Genomic DNA, 19247 nt, shown 5'->3' with positions numbered 1-19247 from the left:
CTAACCTTTTTTCTAGACAGTAGAAGTCAGATAAGACCATCATGTATCTAGGGCGTGTTGAACATTCGACCATGGCACTGACAGCGACTATTTTTTAGGCGATTCGATGTTAAAAATAATAAGTTTAGTCATTCTAAGCGCTTATTTTTAACGATGAAGCGGCAAAAAAGAGTCCTGTCCCCTGCTTTTATCGTTGGGGCTGATGCTAAAATTGCCCCATACTGCGTTACAAATCTCGCTAAGGCATCTGCATTATCGTCGCTTTGTGCCTTGTCTGGAACAATTTTAGCAATCAGCAGTGCCTATTTGCGAATGTTCAACACGCCCTAGAGTAACTACAATTTTTCCTATTTGCTGATTTGATTCAAGATAGCGCTGAGCGTTATGCATGTCCTCAAAGTTAAAGCAACGGTCGATCACTGGACGAAGATATCCTGCACCTATACTGCTAAGAATAAATCGTCTGGCTTGCTCCCTTAGAACAGGGTCATGCAGAACCTCAAGGAACAAAAAACCTCGCATGGTTAAGCTCTTGCGTAATGCAATTTTAAGGGGAAATGGTGTGATCTCAGGGCTAAGTGCACCATGCATAACCATCGTTCCTCCTACAGACATCGCTTTGGCAATCTGTTCAATATGAGGTCCTCCTACAGCATCGAAGGCGACATCAAGATGTTCTTCACCCAAACGTGAAACAAGCGCCTCATACAAATCTGGTTCATCTTCACTGGCTATAACATCTTTAACACCGAGATCCAGTAAACGTTGCTTTTTCTCTATCGTCTGTGTACTTGCAATGACCTTAGCACCCGCTGCTTCAGCTATCTGTATCGCAGCTAGTCCTACGCTACTTGAAGCTGCTGTGATCAAGATCGTTTTTCCTTTTGATAATCCACCAGCATGGATTACACCACCCCAAGCCGTCAAATACTGCATCCAGATTGAAGAAGCTTCTTCCCAGCTTAAGCTATCGGGTTTGTGAACTAAAAAATTTTCTGGAATCAGAAGCTTGTCCGCATATGTCCCATATTTGGCTAGATTGTCAGTCGGAAGAATCGATACTGCATCTCCTGGAGAAAATTGGCGTACACCTTCGCCTACCGCAAGAACTATGCCTGCTCCCTCATATCCCAGACGAGAAGGGAATACGGCCTTTTGAATATAAGTACCACGCCGAAACATTACATCAGCTCGGTTGAGTCCGATCGTTTTAATCTGTATTAGAACTTCTCCTGCGGCTGGTAAAGCAACAGGAAGTGTTTCTAATGTCAGAACATCTGTATCTCCAATACAATTGAAGCGCCAAGTCTTGGCCTGAAGTGCGTTAAATGACATCGATAACTACCTTAATATTGGCAGAGCGATCTTGAACAGCATCATGAGCCTCAATCGCTTGGTCTAGAGTAAAATGACGAGGATCAACAATAGCACGCAGTTTACCTTCCTCAACGAGACGAGTCGCGGTCTTAAGGACATCACCATGATGAGCACGGCGATTGCCTGTTAACGTCGGCATTAGGACGAATACGCCAGACACTGTGGCACTCCGTAGAGATGAATTCGCTAAATTATGATTGCCAAATGCAGCACAGCTGGTGATGTGGCCATAGTGAGTCGTCATGGAAAGTGACGCTTCGAGTACTGGACCACCCACAGTGTCATAAACAATGTTAAAACCTTGACCCTCAGGGCTTGCAGCAATAATGTCATCGGAAGATGCTGTTGTGTAATCGAGAGGTGTTGCACCGAGTTCTGAAATCAGTGATTGATCAGCTGTACGACCAGTCGCCCAAACATTTGCATCAAGTGCTTTTGCAAGCTGAACCGCCATATAACCAACGCCACCAGCACCACCTTGAACCAGTACAGTTTGCCCTGGTTGGACCTTCGCATTATCCACCAAACCTTCCCAAGCGGTGAGGAACGTCAATGGTAGTACTGCTGCCTCGCGCATAGAGATATTGCGTGGCTTTAATGCGATCAGATCAGCATCTACTGCAACATATTCTGCTAAAGATCCTTGAAGACCACGAACGCCACCAATCAGACCGTAAACTTCATCTCCGACGTTGAAGTGAGTGACACCTTCACCCACAGCAGTTACAACCCCAGCCATATCCGTTCCCAACACGGCAGGAAGCTCTGGCATAGCATATGGTGCTTCACCAAGACGAATTTTATAATCAATAGGGTTTACACCACTCGCATGAATACGTACTAGAACTTGCCCAGCCTCTGGCTGAGGTATAGGGAGCTCTACACGTTTAAATTCATGATCACCAAAATTTTCTAGGATAAGCGCATTCATCATCTTACTCATAGTTGTTCCTTATTCTTAACTGGGGGATGATATGCACAATACCAAAGTAAATTAATCCAATAAATGATATTTATAGGATTTAATAATTCCTAAATAATGAATAATAAATATTATCCGCTCACTAAAGAAGTAGGGTTCAGCAGATGCTTACCAAAAAAGAGATCTACACAGACCTCTTTTTTATTTGGGTTTAATACGTGAAATTATTGCTGAGTGCCATCTTCATTTAGAATTTGCCCTGTGTGCTTTGGTTTAATTAAAGGTGCAGTCGGACGCGGTCCTGTATATTGCAAGCCGATACCAGCATAGACATCATCTGCTGCAGTTTCAGTTCCAAAACGTTCTTTGTCTAGTTCTCGGATTTCTTGGCTAATGTCTTTAACATCACTCTGGTCAACACCCAGTTCTTCTAAAATTGCACCGCCAAATAGCATTGCCGACTCGAAGGTTTCGCGTATCATGTAATCCACATTTTGTTTTACTAAATGCAGCGCATGCTCACGGTCATAAGAGCGAACCAGTAACTTGGCCATAGGAAATTCATTTTGCACCAACTCTACAATTTTATTCGTCGTTTCTTTGTGGTCTACGCAAACAACAATGGCTTCAGCCGTATCTGCTCCAGAGGCATGTAAAATATCTAAACGAGAACCATCGCCATAATAAATTTTAAATCCAAATCTTTCAGCGTTTTGAATCATATCGATATCATTATCAATGATGGACACATCAATGCCTCGAGCAAGCAGCAATTGACTGGAGACTTGTCCAAAACGACCGAAACCAATCATCAGTACTTTTCCAGAAAGTCCTTCAGCAACACGGACATTTTCTAAAGAAGTTTGTTCTGTAGTTTGGGTAAAACGTTTAAATAGAATGCCAACAATCGGGGTCAAAATCATCGACAAGATTACAATCGCAGTCAGGTTTGAGCTTTCCTCAGCACTAATGATTTGAGCACTCAAGGCGGCAGCAAAGAGTACAAAAGCAAACTCCCCCCCCCTTGAGCCATTAGTAGTGCGCGATCAAGTGCTTCAGAGTGTGAACTTTCGGCCAGGCGTGCAGTCAGATAAATGATGGATGCTTTGACAAACATCAGCAGAATTACAGCACTTAAAATTAACATCCAGTTATTTTTTATGACGTTAAGGTCTAATGACATGCCTACGCCTAGAAAAAATAATCCGAGCAATATGCCACGAAACGGTTCAATATCTGCTTCAATCTCATGGCGAAAAGTGGATTCGGAGAGTAATACCCCTGCAAGGAATGCCCCCATTGCCATCGATAAGCCACTAACTTGCATCAGTAATGCTGCGCCGAGTACCACTAAGAGTGCTGCTGCAGTCATGACTTCACGGGCTTTGGCTGCGGCTAATAAGCGAAATAAAGGGTTAAGCAACCAATAGCCTGCAGCGATTAAACCTGCAATTGATATTAAACCAATCCCAATGCTCTGCAAACGCGCAGAAGTACTTTCAACAACATGATTCGGTGCGATAAAAGCGACAATTGCCAATAAAGGGACAATCAATAAATCTTCAAACAGCAAGATCGAGACAATTTTTTGTCCTCGTGGTTGAGCAATGTCTCCACGATCTCCCAAAAGTTGCATCACAATTGCAGTCGAGGTGAGTACAAAGCCTGCAGCACATACAAAACTCACCTGCCAAGAATAGCCATAGGCCAAGCCTACCGCCATTAACCCCAATGAACAGGCACTAATCTGTAATGTGCCTAATCCAAAAATTTCTTTTCTTAAACTCCATAAATACGATGGACGCATTTCTAGTCCAATCACAAACAGATACATCACAATACCAAGCTCAGCAACATGCAGAATAGACGCAGAATCGTAGAAAAACGCTAGTCCAAATGGACCAATAATTAATCCTGCAATTAAATATCCCAATACCGAGCTTAATCCTAGGCGCTTGATTAAGGGGACTGAAATCACTGCCGCTGTGAGCAGTATGACAGGGGATAGAAGGTTGATAGATGTGGCTTCTGCACTCATATATTTCTCAGATTTTGTATAGAGTTTGTTGACACTTCAAATATAGAAAGTAGATTCAAAACACAAGTGTAACAGGTTTGTAGTTAGTTGAAACAATTGAGTATTCACTATACCCGAATTTCAAGTAATCAATGGGATGATTTTATTACTGCATTTGAAACACTACCTAAATTTTTAAGGTTTATAAAAAATATTGCTTTTTTATACTATGGGTACTGTAGTAATAATGCTAGCAAATAAGGAGGTCTGATGCCTAATGAGGTTGAAGACAAAAAAAGATTCTTCTACGCGTCAGAAAGATCAAAGGTCCGACGCAAGCGATTGAGAAAGCGTTAGAAGACAATGTGGAATATGGTGCAATTCTGCAACAATAGCATTATGTCGAAATAAAAACCCAGATTTTGGCTCAGCTATGGGAAATTTTTTTAACTTTTATACAACAAAACTGTCTGACATGCATATATTAGGAATGTAAAAATCAATTTTCATTCTAATAATTATGGAGTTTTAGTCATGCTTAAAACAGCTTTATATGTCCGTCTTGAAGCTAAACCGGGTAAAGAAGACGAAGTGGAAGCTTTCCTTAAAGGCGGTTTACCTATTGTAATGGAAGAACCTGCGACAGTTGCGTGGTTTGGCCTACGTCTTGGACCTACAACATTTGGTATTTTTGATGCATTTCCTGATGAGGCGGGTCGCGAAGCACATTTATCTGGCAAGGTTGCAGCTGCTTTGATGGATCAGGCCGATGAGCTATTTTCAGAGCCACCGTCTATTGAAAAAGTAGATGTTTTGGCTAGTAAACTACCAGGTCATACCGACGCTTAAATGTATGAGGGTGCTGCCTGAAATTTTGAATGAAAGGCAGTACCCTCTACCATGTCAAGGTAGATCGACGAAAATGTAAGAAGTGACGTTATCTTACATACACTGATTTTACTGACCTATAGTTATTAGATCTGTTGCAAAAGTACCAGTTCATTGATTTCCACTGACAGAGTTACAAGGGCTGACGATGACTTATGCAAGAAGTCTATTAAACTAGTAAAAAAATAGGAAGTAAATTACTATTATATAAAATTTAACTCGTATTTGGGCACTGTATTTTCATAGTGTTTTTACCTCTACTCAAGCCATTCTCAGAACAAAAAAACTATGTTTGTTCGTTGAGAATCTATTCTTATTACGTCTGCTATTGTCGTTTTTGAATTTCTACGTATTGTTTCTACTGCTTATTCTCTGCATAACATAAGGAGATTACTGTTCTAATCTCTGCATATCTCTGGGGAACGTATGAAGCATACTACTTATATTCATGAGCACTCAAATTGGACTGAATGGCAATGGTCGGACAAGAAAGAAGCTATTGCCACTCGTCAGTCGTGTGCGGATATTACAAGGCCGTTTATTAGGAAAGCTACTAACACTAGGGTTCGATCTGAATGTTGAGGCACAATTAGATGCGGTGACCTTAGAGATTATCAAAACTTCTGAGATAGAAGGTGAGACGCTAAATGATGAGCAGGTTCGTTCTTCAGTTGCGCGGCACTTAGGGCTGGATAATGCCAGTATGCCAACCACTACTCGTGAGATCGATGCAATGGTAGAGATGATGCTAAGTGCCACCTATCGTTATCAACAACTGTTATTATTAGATGATCTACTCGGATGGCATCGAGCATTATTTCCAAATGGATATAGTGGGCTTTATCGTATTCAAGCAGGCAGTATCCGTGATGATAGTAAAGGACCAATGCAAGTAGTGTCTGGTGGGTATGGTCGTGAGCAGGTTCATTTTGTTGCCCCCAGTGCAGATAGGTTGCCAGATGAGCTAGACAAATTTCTATTATGGTTTAATACTTCGTCAAATAAGCAAGACGATATAGATTTGGTCATAAAAGCAGGTGTTGCTCAATTTATGGTTTGTGACTCTGCATCCATTTAATGATGGAAACGGACGACTAGCACGAGCACTCACAGAACGAATGCTGGTAAAAAGCGATAACAGTGCCCAACGCTTTTATAGTATGTCAGCGCAAATTCTTAAACAGCGCAACGACTATTACAAAATACTAGAACGTACGCAAAAAGGTGATAAAGATATCACGGATTGGCTGGTGTGGTTTTTGCAAACGCTAGAGCAATCCCTCATTATAGCTCAAGAAACCACGGATAGAATTATCAATAAGGCAGGCTTTTGGCAGACGCATCGACAGCATGCTTTAAATAATAGGCAAGTGAAGATGTTAAATATTTTGCTGACTGATTTTTATGGCAAACTCACCACTAAAAAATGGGCGACCATGACTAAGTGTTCTATAGACACGGCACTAAGAGATATTAATGATTTAATAGAGAAGGGTATGATGCAAAAATCCGTAGCATCAGGGCGCAGTACGAGTTATGAGTTGGTTTTATGATAAAACTATATTGTTCAAGTCTGCTATGGCAGCAATAAAGTATACAAATAAGCGGTAATAGAGACAACCCATTCAGTGACATAATATGAGTAGTTCCATTATGAAGGTCTAAAATATTCGATACGATAAGGAAGTCTTAACTTTATGAGAGGGTTGCATCTACAAGATCTTCTTTGTATGTACAGGGGACCAACATAGAGCCCAAGCTGATAAAAGCGCTTAGACTTTGTTATACATCTACTGTGCAGTTATTGGTTGTAGAAAATAAAGCAAGATGTCTTACTCCTATGTGATAAATGTGCATTATCATTTTAGTGTTTATCTATAAATGGTCACAAATAGCTTTTCTAGTCTTGTTTAATATCGATAACTTCCTAGCAGATATCAGTTTCATTAATTTATTAGGGAATGACAAAAGGTTTGATGAAGAATAAAACGGCCTTCGACTCTTAAAGCCAAAGGCTGCTTAAATAGTCTAGAAGGTAGCATGTGCCAGACACACAAATACCTAGTTATATTTTACGATGACATCGCTCCCCTCAAGCTCGACTTTATACGTGTCGAGTATAATGTTTTCATCATCTAAGCATTGACCTGTGACAAGATTAAAGCGCTGCTTATAAATAGGTGAGGCGACATATAGCACATTTTCAGCAGAGCCATCCTCGTTGGTAATAGTCGTGCCGCCAATCAGACCTCTAGACAAGACGTTGGCTTGACTGAACGGGTCATAATTATCAAGCGCAAATAACTGTGCCTGCTTGGTGCAAAAAATAGCCACTTGTTTTCCGTTTACGAGCGCACAGACACCTGTCTCGGGAATAATATCATTGATTTTGCACACAGTGAGCTGAGCCATCAGAAGATCCTTAATAGTAAAATATAAATGAGACCAATAACAAAAAATATTATTTAGCGTCTAATATTAATAGACGCCGACACGTTAAGATTACGCCAATTCGGTCACTTTTATTTGCGTCTTTTCCATGTCGGTTGCAGGGCGAATCTGCTCTCGCTCAGTGACGAATACCACATTGTCATCGCCTTGTTCACTATTAACAAAATGACGGAAACGTTTGAGCTTTTCACTATCAGTAATGGTGGCTTTCCATTCACAAACATAGTTGTCGATGAGTAGTTGCATTTGTGACTCTAGCTCCTCAGCGATACCTAAACTGTCCTCAATAATAACGGCCTGTAGATACTCAAGTCCACCTTCAAGGCTCTCGCGCCATTTAGAGGTACGTTGAAGCTTATCTGCGGTCTTGATATAAAACATGATAATACGGTCGATATATTTGACAACTGTATCCGTATCAAGATCCGTTGCGAATAGCTCGCCATGACGTGGGGTCATGCCACCATTACCACAGACAAAGAGATTCCAGCCGTTTTCAGTGGCAATAATCCCAAAATCTTTGCTTTGCGCTTCAGCGCACTCACGGGTACATCCAGATACGCCCATTTTTATTTTGTGTGGTGAGCGTACGCCTTTGTAGCGGTCTTCTAGTCTAAGTGCTAAACCCACACTGTCATCGACACCGTAGCGACACCAGTTGTTGCCCACACAAGATTTCACTGTACGCAGAGATTTACCATAAGCATGGCCCGTCTCAAATCCAGCATCTACCAGTTGTGTCCAGATATCGGGCAGTTGGTCTAAACGTGCGCCAAATAAGTCGACGCGCTGACCGCCAGTGATTTTGGTATACAGATTGAACTCTTTGGCGACTTGTCCGAGTATGATGAGTTTATCCGCAGTGATTTCACCGCCAGGTACGCGCGGCACGACCGAATAAGTGCCATCTTTTTGAATATTGCCTAGATAGTAATCGTTGCTGTCTTGCAGTGGCGTGAGTTCGGGTTTGAGTACATAATCATTCCAGCAAGAGGCCAAAATAGAGGCAACGGTTGGTTTGCAAATCTCGCAGCCATGACCACTACCGTGCTCATCTAATAGCGCATCAAATGTCTTAATGCCTTGTACTCGAATCAAACTATACAACTCCTGACGCGAGTAAGCAAAATGCTCACACAGATCATTATTGACTTCAAAACCAAGCGCGGTTAGTTGATAACCTAATGTGTCTTTCACCATGGGCGCACAGCCACCACAGCCTGTACCGGCACTGGTACATGATTTTACCTCTGCCATGGTATAGGCACCGTCTTCAACGGCGGCACAAATAGCACCTTTGGTGACGTTGTAACAAGAGCAAATCGTGGCGCTATCGGGCAGGTTCTCGATACCCATGGTGGGTTTTTCTACGTTGGGTAGGATCAGGCTTTCAGGATGGGTAGGCAGGTCAATATCGTTTAGAAATAGCTGCAAGAGATTGTTGTAATCCTCAGTGTCACCTACCAATACAGCGCCCAGTAGCCGCTTATTATCCGCTGTGGTTACCAGTTTTTTATAGATACCCTCAGCAGGGTTTTGGTATAAATAGCTCAAACTGTTTTCTGTTGCACCGTGCGCATCGCCGATACTGCCCACATCTACACCCATCAATTTGAGCTTGGTGCTCATGTCAGCGCCTGTAAAGGTCTGAGCGTGATCGCCTGCAATTTGAGCGGCGCAAATACTGGCCATGCTATAACCTGGCGCGACCAAGCCAAAAACGGTGTTGTCCCATACGGCGCACTCTCCAATGGCATATACATTCGGGGCATTGGTACGGCAGGCTTCATCAATCAGAATACCGCCACGGGTGCCGATTTCAATACCGCATTCAGGGTTGCTTTTGATAATGCCATCTTGCGGACGAATACCCGCACTAAAGACGATCATGTCGGTATCTAATGAGGTATCATCAGCGAACTGCATGGTTAAATGACACGATGCTTCATCCGATAGGGTATTGTCGATAATGGCCTTAGTATTTTTACCTGTTAGTACTTTGACGCCAAGGCCTTCAATTTTACGCTTTAAAATATCACCGCCAGCAGCATCGAGCTGTACGCCCATCAGCTGAGGCGCAAACTCGACTACGTAAGTCTCTAATCCTAGTGTGACTAGGGCTTTGGCTGCCTCAAGGCCAAGCAGGCCACCCCCGACCACGACACCTTTTTTGACTTTTGGCTTCTCAGCAGTACTGAGAATATCATCCAAATCTTTAATCGTACGATAGACATGACAGTGCGGATGCTCGCGCCCTGGAATTGGCGGCACAAACGGATAGGAGCCTGTTGCTAATACCAATACAGCATAGTCTATCTGGGTACCGTCTTCTGTGCTGATACATTGATTGGCGGCATCGATGTTTGTGATTCGCTGATTGAGATGCAACTGAATCTGCGCATCCTCATACCTGCTCAAGTCCACTAAGTTTAGTTTACTCACATCTTTATGTTCAAAATAGCTCGATAGATACACCCGGTCATAAGCTGGGCGATCCTCTTCAGCAAATACGTGAATCTCAAACTGATCGTGTAAGCCTTGCTCTATGGCTCGCTCGATAAAGTGATGTCCCACCATACCGTTACCAATCACCACTAATTTAGCTTTATTCATCGTACTTACTATAGTGCTACTCATATGCCTATCCTCAGTAATGGGTTTGCTTAAATACTTTCATCTAATGTCCCATCCAAAAGTCGCAAGTTAATTTTTAGATGGTTCAATGATAAATAGTCGTTAATACTTAGATGCCTATAACTATTAAGCCCTCAATAATCGTGCCAAACACAATTAATGACATTCAATTATCGAACCCTTATATAGTTAAAAAATATGTAGCCTTACCAGTTTATAAGGTCATGCCAGTACTTTTGGCGATACTATTTTCTGTTATAAGTAGTTGCTTAATATGATCTTTTTAATAGTTGTCATTTGCATCCTATGCACCAAAATAGTTGCGAAAATGCACCAAATTGGTTTGATTGTTACTTTAAAGGTGCATCGCTTACTTTACTTAATCGAGAGGTAACTTAGTTTTATCTAAGCAATACTATTTAATTGGGATGCCTTTAGAGCTATCTGGTATAAAGCGTAGCCCTATTAAAAAAGATGATGTTTTATATCTATGTCAATTTTATATTTGCAGCTGGCACATCCATTGCACTCTCTTAATGGTCACAACTGATAAGTTTCTGACTCATAACGTGTTTTTATAACTTTAATGTTAGCCATTTGAGGAAATCGTCTATGCCTTTATCGAAACCTGATGTGCCAAATAAAAACAACCTGAATATCTTTTCTTTTAGCGGTAAAAACAAAATTCTCCATCTTGGGTGGATGGCGTTTTTTTTCACCTTTTTCGTGTGGTTTAACCATGCGCCATTCTTATCTGCGATTGGAGAGAGTTTGAACCTCACCAAAGACCAGGTAAAAACTTTATTGATATTAAATGTTGCCTTGACTATCCCAGCTCGGGTCATCATTGGCATGTTGACCGATCGCTTTGGTCCTCGGCTTGTTTACACTGCAATTTTAGCCATTGGGGCAATTCCCTGTTTCACCTTCGCTTTTGCACAAGACTACAATACGCTAGCCCTATCACGCTTTTTATTGGGTTTCGTTGGTGCAGGGTTTGTGGTTGGCATTCGTCTCATGAGTGACTGGTTCCCTGCCAATGAGCTGGGTACAGCTGAAGGTATCTATGGGGGCTGGGGAAATTTCGGCTCTGCCGCCGCGGCACTGCTACTACCGACAGTCGCTATTGCGGCCGCTGCCGTCTTTGGCGGTGAGGAAGGTTGGCGTTATGCAACGGCTACCTCAGGGATGGTTATGCTGCTCTATAGTGTGATTTTTTATAAGATGGTACGTGATACCCCTAAGGGCGCCACATATTTCAAACCTAAAAAATCGGGTGCCATGATGGTGACTTCATCAGGTGACTTCTGGCTCATGATGGCATTTAAACTGCCGATGTATTTGGCATTAGCATTACTGGCTTGGAAATTATCACCAGCTGGTGTGAGTTTGCTGAATCAGGCAAGTGTCAACATTGTCTATATTGCGTTGGTGGTGTTATATGTTTATGAATTTATCAGTAGTTATCGTTTTAATAAAGAAGTATTTACCACACCTGTGCCAAAAGCTCACCGATATGACTTTAAGCAAGTCGGTATTTTGAATATTTTATACTTTGCGACTTTTGGCTCAGAGTTGGCCGTGGTATCTATGTTGCCGCTTTTTTATCAAGAGACTTTTAACTTATCGATTGTTATGGCAGGTGTCTTGGCATCAAGCTACGCCTTTATGAATCTGATGTCGCGTCCTGGCGGTGGCTGGTTGAGTGATAAATTCGGTCGTAAAATCACTCTTTTGATTCTCACCGCAGGTTTGGCTGTTGGTTATCTGTTGATGGGTGTCGTTGACTCTTCATGGCCGATCGCACTTGCGCTGTTGATTACTATGTTCTGCTCTTTCTTTGTACAGGCGGGTGAGGGTGCGGTGTTTGCTGTGATTCCTTTGATTAAACGTAGTATGACCGGGCAGTTTGCAGGGATGACAGGCGCCTACGGTAACGTCGGGTCAGTGATCTATTTGACCGTACTGAGTCTGGTATCGTATCAGGTGTTTTTCTTTGTGATTGCTGCAACGGCTGTGGTTGGCTTCTTGGCGCTGTTTTTATTAAAAGAGCCTGAAGGCGTCATCATTGAAGAGATGCCAGATGGCAGCTTTGCTCAAATACAAGTGAGCTAAATTATGCATGAGAGCGTCAAACAAGCGCCTAAACAAACAAATCAAGTAAGCAGCCATGATGCGGACGTTGCATTGTGGCTGCCTGATTTTTTTACGATGGCAGGACGCAAAGCTGATAATCAAGATAGCCTACTCATAACGACCTGCCTACCTTATGGGTTTCCATCGTTATCATCGTCAGCGTTTCATGGGGCTCATCCTTCTTTTACAGCGCCTTTATTGGTGCTGATGGCTGATGGGGTCAGTGCTTGCCAGTTTCCCAAACAAGCCAGTCAGTCAGTGATAAACACGGTGACACACCATATCACCTCAAAACTTGCAGAGATGGTACAGACAGATAGGGTGCAAGCAAATGAGATATCAAACGAATCTCAAGAGCAATCGCCAAATCCACTACACCGCTTTGATGACGATCAAGTTGCCATCGTGATTAAGGAGGCGGTGCACCAAGCCAATGATGCGCTTTATTTCCCGCAAGCGTATGAGCGCCTGCCAGCTTTATTATCGACTTTATCAGGATTGCTATGCATAGGCGACCGTATTCATCTGTTCCATACAGGCGACTCTCGTATCTATCGTATCGGTGTCGACAGTATGGTGCTATTGACCAAAGACCATCATATCCACCACGGACGGGATAAAGGAGCCCTGTCTGCTGCTATCGGTGCTGACACACGAGTGGAGCTGCAACAATCTGTGTTCACTTTGCACCAAAACGAGTGTTTGGCGCTCATGACCGATGGGGTTTATGAGTCAATTACGCCAGCAGAGCTACAGTTTGAGCTGTGTGCTGCGGTACAGGCCATGCACCAATCAGTGGCATGTCCCAATCAAATCATCGACCATCTGCAGATGAGCCAGCGTTTATGTGAGCACGCCTTTAGCGAGGGTAGCCACGATAATCTCAGTGTAATCATGCTCGGTATGAACGATGAAATCATAAAGAGTAAAACGCATCGAGAAACAGATAACGGCATTGCGCTTGATCAGGGTGTGGATAGCGACAGTAGTCACGCTCAGGATATCAATCACTATCGCTTACCAACGGGCTTGGCAGTAGGGGCACAGATTGATAATTTTGTGGTCAAAAAAATCATCGCGCGTACGGCTCGCAGTGAGGTGTATTTAGTAGAGGATAACGACCAGCATGCATTTGTTTTGAAATCGCCAAGTCTCAATGTCATTGCTGATGGGTATTATCTACGTGAGTTTTTAAAGGAACGTAAAATCGGTTTGAGCCTGTCCAAGCACAAACGTATTGGTGAGCCCGCTTACAATCAAGTGAACCCCAATAGCGTATCCTCCCATGATCCGCTTTTAACCAGTGATGTCTCTAAAAAACTGAATGCTACTTTCAATGCGTCTAATGCATCGGGGCTTTTGCGCTACTACCCAGTGCCTGCCAGTAGCACTTATTTATATCATTTAACGGAATATATCGAAGGGGAGAGCCTACGAGTTTTTATGGATCGTCAAGCCCCTTGTGATATTTGGCAAACTTACGATTTACTCACTAAGATCGGCATGGCGGTCCGTGTGATGCATCGAAACTACCTACTGCATCAAGATATCAAGCCTGAAAATATATTATTAACTCAATCAGGTGCGGTCAAGTTAATCGACTTTGGCTCTGCTAGCTCCTCCATACTAAAAGATAGTACGCGTCCTCCTAATGGCGATTTGCACTACGCTGCACCAGAATATTACACCGATGCCCCAAAAGGCGTGCATTCTGATTTGTTTTCCATTGCCGTGATTGGTTATGAGTTACTCACAGGTGAGCTACCGTTTAGCTCGCAAGAGTTGATGAACCCATCTGTCTCACTAGTTGTACCTGCCGAGCGCCTGCGTCAAAACCGAGTGCCCGCTACCAGCCAGCAAGCGTTGATGCGTGCACTACACTCTAGTACGCAGGCAAGGTATCAAGCGATTGGCGAGTTCTTACAAGACTTTAATCCTGATAATAGTAACGATACCAGAGACCCTGAACCGCTGATCATACGTCATCCCTTATTGGTTTGGCACAGTATTTGCTTTATTCAATTTGTCATTATCATATCGTTGCTGATTTATTTTTCATAAAACCTTGTTAAACGTAAATAGTACGACAAGCCATTTTACTCAACGCTGCGTGTTGCGGCTAAGGAATGATTTTCCTATGTCACTTGATTCACCAGAACCAACCCATACTGCTTTCTCTACCAATGCTTCTTCTTCTAGACGTCAGACTACTGCGGGCATCGTTATTATAGGCGCTGGGATGGCAGGCAGTCGTTTTGCCATTGAGCTGGCACGTGCTCAGCAGCAAAGCAGCCAAGAAAAAGGCGCAGCTCATTTACCCATCACGCTGATTAGCAAAGAACCGCAAGTGGGCTACAACCGTATCATGCTGTCACCCGTACTCTCAGGAGAGTCGGTTTTTGAAGAGACATATTTATACGAGCTAGCAGAGTATGAGCAATTGGGTATCACGGTATTGGCTGGCACGTCGGTAGATGCAATCGAAACCAATAAGCGGCGTGTCAAATTGAGTGATGGACAAACCCTGGATTATACCGAGCTGGTGCTTGCTACTGGCTCACAAGCTCGCGTCATCCCTTTTGCCAATCATGATGCTAAGGGGGTTCATGTATTTCGAGAGATTGCTGATGTGCAGGTATTGACGGAGTACGCGCGCCAAGCAAAAAAGGGTCTTGTCATTGGTGGCGGGGTGCTGGGTCTGGAAGCCGCTTGTGCTTTGGCGTCTCAAGGGGCAGATATGACAGTGGTTCATGTCGATAGTCATGTTCTCAACCGACAGCTTGATATGCCCGCCGCTCATCTGCTACAAGCAGAGCTCTTCAGTCGAAGTGTCAAGCTGGAGGTGTTAGCCAACACAGAATGTATTACGGTCAATGATCAACACGAGGTTAATGGTCTGTTGTTAAAGGATGGCCGCACACTGCCAGCAGACTTTATTGTCATGGCCGTTGGTGTCATCCCCAATACGACACTGGCCCAGCAAAGTGGTCTTGAGGTTAACCGAGGTATCCTTGTAGATAACTTTATGCATACGAGCTGTCCTCATGTCTATGCGATTGGTGAGTGTATAGAACTGGATGGTGAGCTGTTCGGTATGGTAGCCCCTGTCAACCAACAGGTGGATACTTTGGTTTCTGTCCTAAAAGAGTCGAGCGTCTCAAGTAGTAGGAGACTTAGTAGTGACTCACGAATAACCGAATACAAAAACCACTGGCGTCCCTTTATCAGCAAGCCTTTATCTTTAAAATTAAAAGTATCTGGCATCGCCGCTTTTTCAGCAGGTCAGATTGCTTTTGATGATATTGAAATGGCACAGATAGAGCGCGTGGTTTATCAGCAAACGAGCCTCGATCATTATCTTTGTCTCTATATTAAAGCAAGCAAACTTATTGGCACGGTACTATACGGTGATGTGAGTGAAAGCGGGTTTTATAGTCAGCTGATCACTGATGGCAGTGACATATCCTCGATAAAAGAAGACCTTATCTTTGGCGAAGCCTATTGCGATGTAGAGAAAATAGAAGCAGCTGAGCCCGAATCTGCCGTGCCAAGTGACGCACACCTAATAGGAGAGGCCTCATGAGCAGCACCATCTTAAATGACGATCAAGCCCTCAGTGTCGTACCGTCCTCTCGCATTACAACTTACACTGAGGATTTGATCAGTCCTATTCGTACCACTTGTCCTTACTGCGGCGTAGGCTGCGGCGTACTAGCAAACATCGATGAGGCAGGTGTAGTCAGCGTGACAGGCGATCCTGAGCATCCAGCAAACTTCGGGAAACTCTGCTCAAAAGGCAGTGCATTGGCACAAACATTGGGCACTGAACGCAGGTTGACTCAGCCTTATTATCAAAACAAACAGCGAACAATAGCAAAAGGACAACCGACAGATACGCAGCCTGCCGCGTGGGAGGCAGTATTGGATGATATTGCCAGTCGTTTGAATAACACTATCGTGACACACGGGCGTGACAGCGTAATGTTTTATGTGTCAGGGCAGCTGCTTACTGAGGATTACTACGTTGCCAATAAGTTCATTAAAGGCTTTATTGGTAATAATAATATCGATTCCAATTCGCGTCTTTGTATGTCCTCAGCGGTTGCAGGGCATAAGCGTGCTTTTGGTGCAGACTTAGTGCCTAGTAATTATGAAGATTTAGAGTCTTGTGATTTATTGGTGCTGGTGGGCTCCAATATGGCGTGGTGTCATCCTATCTTATTCGGACGGTTTTTAGCCGCCAAAAAGCGTGATCCTAATAAAAAACTAATCGTGATTGATCCGCGTCGTACTGATTCTTGTGAATTTGCTGATTTGCATTTACCCATCGCTGTTGGCACGGATACGCACTTATATAACGGACTGCTGCATTATCTTGAGCAAGAAGGCTGTGGTGATAAAGACTATCTTAAGCAGTGTCATGATGTTAAGCCCGCCTTAGAGGCCGCAAAAACATGGACGATTGATAAAGTGGCGACGGCATGTGGTATCAGTGCGGATCTGGTACAGGAGTTTTATGCGCTGGTTGCTGCAAATGATAAAACCGTCACGGCATTTAGCATGGGTGTCAACCAATCTGCAAGTGGTACCGACAAGGTCAATGCCATTATCAATACTCACTTGTATACTGGGCGAGTGGGCCGAGTAGGTGCAAGTCCGTTTTCACTCACCGGTCAGCCAAATGCGATGGGCGGGCGCGAAGTCGGTGCATTAGCTAACCTGCTTGCCGCGCATCTAGACCTAGACAACGAGCAGCATCGTCATTTGGTGGCTGATTTTTGGCAAGCGCCGCAACCGCTTGCCGCAGAAGTTGGGGTAAAAGCTTGCGATGCTGCTGATGCCATACTAGATGGCCGTATCAAAGCCATCTGGATTATGGCGACCAACCCTGTCGTCAGCTTGCCTGAGGCTGATAAGTTTCGCCGCGCATTGGCTACCTGTGATTTGGTGATTGTATCTGACTGCTCCGTCGACAGCGATACGGTTAAGTGTGCAGATATTGTTTTGCCTGCACAGGGTTGGGGGGAGAAATCAGGCACAGTGACCAATTCGGAGCGCCGCATCTCGCGCCAGCGGGCGTTAATGCCTGCACTCGGACAAGCAAAGCCTGACTGGTGGATACTGTCGCAAGTCGCTAAACGCATGGGTTTGACAGGGTTTGATTATCAGCATCCTAGGGATATATTTAATGAGCATATCGCTCTGACAGCTTATAGAAATGATACCAGCCAAGATCTATCAGAAAACAATCAACCGCGCCATCTTAATTTAGCAAAAGATCTTTCGCCAATGGTAGTAGGGTCGATAGCGTCGATAGAGGAAAGCCCAAACCATCTTAAGCAGCGAAATAAAAACGTATTCTCTTTCAGTCATGACGCATATGATGTCATGACACCGTTTCAGTGGGGCGGCGCACGTATTACACCTAGCAAAACGAAATTTATTGCCATTACGCCTCCCAGTCACGCCAGTATACCCCATAGGCATACGCAACGATTGAGCTCGAAAAGCGCTCATAGTAAAAAAAATAACGGCAGTCATACGTTTCATCAGAATAGCTCAGGAGCATTAGACCTACGGCTGATTACAGGTAGGCTTCGCGATCAATGGCATACGATGACGCGCACAGGACTTGCACCGCAGCTCAACCAACACGAGTCTGTACCAACGCTCACCGTGCATCCAAATGATGCCAAGCAGCTCGGTGTTGACCAAGGCGATTATGTACAGCTACATCCCTGCTATGATAACAGCTACGAGAAAAGCGAGAAGCTAAATCTATCAACACAGAACCAGCCGCCGCGTACGGTCGCGAGCACCACTACAGACAGTCAGGTGCTCGCCCAAGTTGCCATCAGCGACAGTATGAGTGCAGGCGATGCCTTTATGCCGATGCATTGGAGCAACGCCTTTGCTCGTTTTGCTCGCGTAGGCACGCTGATCCCAACAGTCGTTGATCCACATTCAGGACAGCCTGAATTAAAAAATTCTGCAATCAGCGTGATGCCTGTACCGATGAAAACTTATGGCAAGATTTTGGTGCATCCTGATCTACAAGACACCATAATAGTGCATCTGCGTGAGACTTTATTGGATTTTGAGAAAGAGCCTGAGGATCAAGGAGTGCTGATACCTTCTTCTGATACAAATACAATTTCTGAAAGATCAAACTCATTACCCGCATTGACATGGAGTTTAAGTCGTCAAACCAATAGCGTCTTGATTACTTTAGCCAGTCCTGTAGACAAAGTCATCAATAAACTGCTTGACCCTAAGTACTGGCAAAACTTTATCAATACCTATCAAGCATCTCTCACCGATAAATCGATCAATAGTGCCTTTACTTGCAGCAAGCAAGTAAAGCAGCTTCGCTTCGTCTCGACGCAGGTAGAGGCAAATAATAAAGTGATAGATCGGGCATCGATTAGTACGTCAAAGTCTGACATACCAAGCGATCAGCTACTGCTCAGCATTTGTTTTGCGCCGCAAGTGGCGCAGCTACCCAGTATGCATTGGCTTAACAATTGCTTTGCCAGTACTGATGCGATACCAGAGAATCAACGCTATAAGTGGTTGCTGGCAGGTCGTCCAGCGACAGGGTATGTTGATCCAGGTGCATTAGTATGTTCATGTATGGCTGTTGGAGAGAATATTATTATCGAAACAATTACCAAGCAGCAGTGTATGAGTGCCCACGCGGTTGGAAAAGCATGCCGAGCAGGGACTAACTGCGGTTCATGTGTGAGTCAAATTAATGCCTTGATCGATAGGTATGCGTCTTAAGTAGTGCTTGTTGCAAAGTTTGATCGTTAATATGGCATA

At 43.9% G+C, this 19247-nt stretch carries 11 protein-coding genes and 2 pseudogenes; 8 read left to right on the top strand and 5 right to left on the bottom strand.

Going from position 1 to position 19247, the window contains the following annotated elements; genetic code table 11:
• Positions 1–285: 285 nt before the first annotated feature.
• The 3 genes and pseudogenes from AOT82_RS04720 to AOT82_RS04710 all read right to left on the bottom strand — a co-directional run bounded on the left by AOT82_RS04720 (position 286) and on the right by AOT82_RS04710 (position 4337).
• On the bottom strand, positions 286–1335 hold the full coding sequence (locus AOT82_RS04720; RefSeq protein ID WP_071002025.1) for a zinc-dependent alcohol dehydrogenase family protein: 1050 nt from the start codon (positions 1333–1335) through the stop codon (positions 286–288).
• Complete coding sequence (locus tag AOT82_RS04715) at positions 1325–2320, bottom strand: zinc-dependent alcohol dehydrogenase family protein (protein WP_071002024.1); 996 nt, start codon at positions 2318–2320, stop codon at positions 1325–1327. The genes AOT82_RS04720 and AOT82_RS04715 overlap by 11 nt, the downstream gene beginning before the upstream one ends.
• A gap of 203 nt (positions 2321–2523) precedes the next feature.
• Positions 2524–4337 (bottom strand): annotated as a pseudogene (locus tag AOT82_RS04710) (monovalent cation:proton antiporter-2 (CPA2) family protein).
• 249 nt (positions 4338–4586) lie between these two features.
• Here AOT82_RS04710 and AOT82_RS13815 point away from each other — a divergent pair.
• From AOT82_RS13815 to AOT82_RS14195, 4 genes and pseudogenes are all read left to right on the top strand, one after another.
• Positions 4587–4708 (top strand): annotated as a pseudogene (locus tag AOT82_RS13815) (metal-sensing transcriptional repressor); the annotation flags it as partial.
• A gap of 142 nt (positions 4709–4850) precedes the next feature.
• Positions 4851–5165, top strand: coding sequence for a putative quinol monooxygenase (locus tag AOT82_RS04705; RefSeq protein WP_071002023.1), 315 nt, complete (start codon positions 4851–4853; stop codon positions 5163–5165).
• A 487-nt stretch (positions 5166–5652) separates the two neighbouring features.
• Positions 5653–6282 carry a DUF4172 domain-containing protein gene (locus AOT82_RS14205; RefSeq protein ID WP_237182788.1) on the top strand — a complete coding sequence of 210 codons (630 nt, stop codon included), beginning with the start codon at positions 5653–5655 and terminating at the stop codon, positions 6280–6282.
• 82 nt (positions 6283–6364) lie between these two features.
• On the top strand, positions 6365–6757 hold the full coding sequence (locus AOT82_RS14195) for a Fic family protein (RefSeq protein WP_237182813.1): 393 nt from the start codon (positions 6365–6367) through the stop codon (positions 6755–6757).
• 508 nt (positions 6758–7265) lie between these two features.
• Here the strand turns inward: AOT82_RS14195 and nirD are convergent.
• Together nirD and nirB are read right to left on the bottom strand one after the other, a co-directional pair.
• Positions 7266–7616 carry a nitrite reductase small subunit NirD gene (gene nirD, locus AOT82_RS04695; RefSeq protein ID WP_071002022.1) on the bottom strand — a complete coding sequence of 117 codons (351 nt, stop codon included), beginning with the start codon at positions 7614–7616 and terminating at the stop codon, positions 7266–7268.
• Positions 7617–7706: 90 nt separating this feature from the next.
• Positions 7707–10292 carry a nitrite reductase large subunit NirB gene (gene nirB / locus AOT82_RS04690; protein ID WP_071002021.1) on the bottom strand — a complete coding sequence of 862 codons (2586 nt, stop codon included), beginning with the start codon at positions 10290–10292 and terminating at the stop codon, positions 7707–7709.
• Positions 10293–10901: 609 nt separating this feature from the next.
• On the opposite strand from nirB, the gene AOT82_RS04685 reads away from it, so the two are divergent.
• The 4 genes from AOT82_RS04685 (at position 10902) to AOT82_RS04670 (ending at position 19208) form a co-directional block, all read left to right on the top strand.
• Positions 10902–12404: a NarK family nitrate/nitrite MFS transporter gene (locus AOT82_RS04685; RefSeq protein WP_071002020.1), complete on the top strand. Its 1503-nt coding sequence runs from the start codon at positions 10902–10904 to the stop codon at positions 12402–12404.
• 3 nt (positions 12405–12407) lie between these two features.
• On the top strand, positions 12408–14486 hold the full coding sequence (locus AOT82_RS04680) for a bifunctional protein-serine/threonine kinase/phosphatase (protein WP_071002019.1): 2079 nt from the start codon (positions 12408–12410) through the stop codon (positions 14484–14486).
• A gap of 76 nt (positions 14487–14562) precedes the next feature.
• On the top strand, positions 14563–16008 hold the full coding sequence (locus AOT82_RS04675; protein WP_083328850.1) for an NAD(P)/FAD-dependent oxidoreductase: 1446 nt from the start codon (positions 14563–14565) through the stop codon (positions 16006–16008).
• A complete protein-coding gene (locus AOT82_RS04670; protein WP_071002018.1) occupies positions 16005–19208 on the top strand; it encodes a nitrate reductase in 3204 nt (1067 codons plus the stop codon). The genes AOT82_RS04675 and AOT82_RS04670 overlap by 4 nt, the downstream gene beginning before the upstream one ends.
• Positions 19209–19247 lie beyond the last annotated feature (39 nt).

Origin of the sequence: Psychrobacter sp. AntiMn-1 (genome assembly GCF_001854065.1) — a bacterium.
GTDB classification, from domain to species: domain Bacteria; phylum Pseudomonadota; class Gammaproteobacteria; order Pseudomonadales; family Moraxellaceae; genus Psychrobacter; species Psychrobacter pacificensis.
The sequence above is the reverse complement of the archived record's forward strand: the minus strand, read 5'-3'. Positions and strand labels throughout refer to the sequence as shown.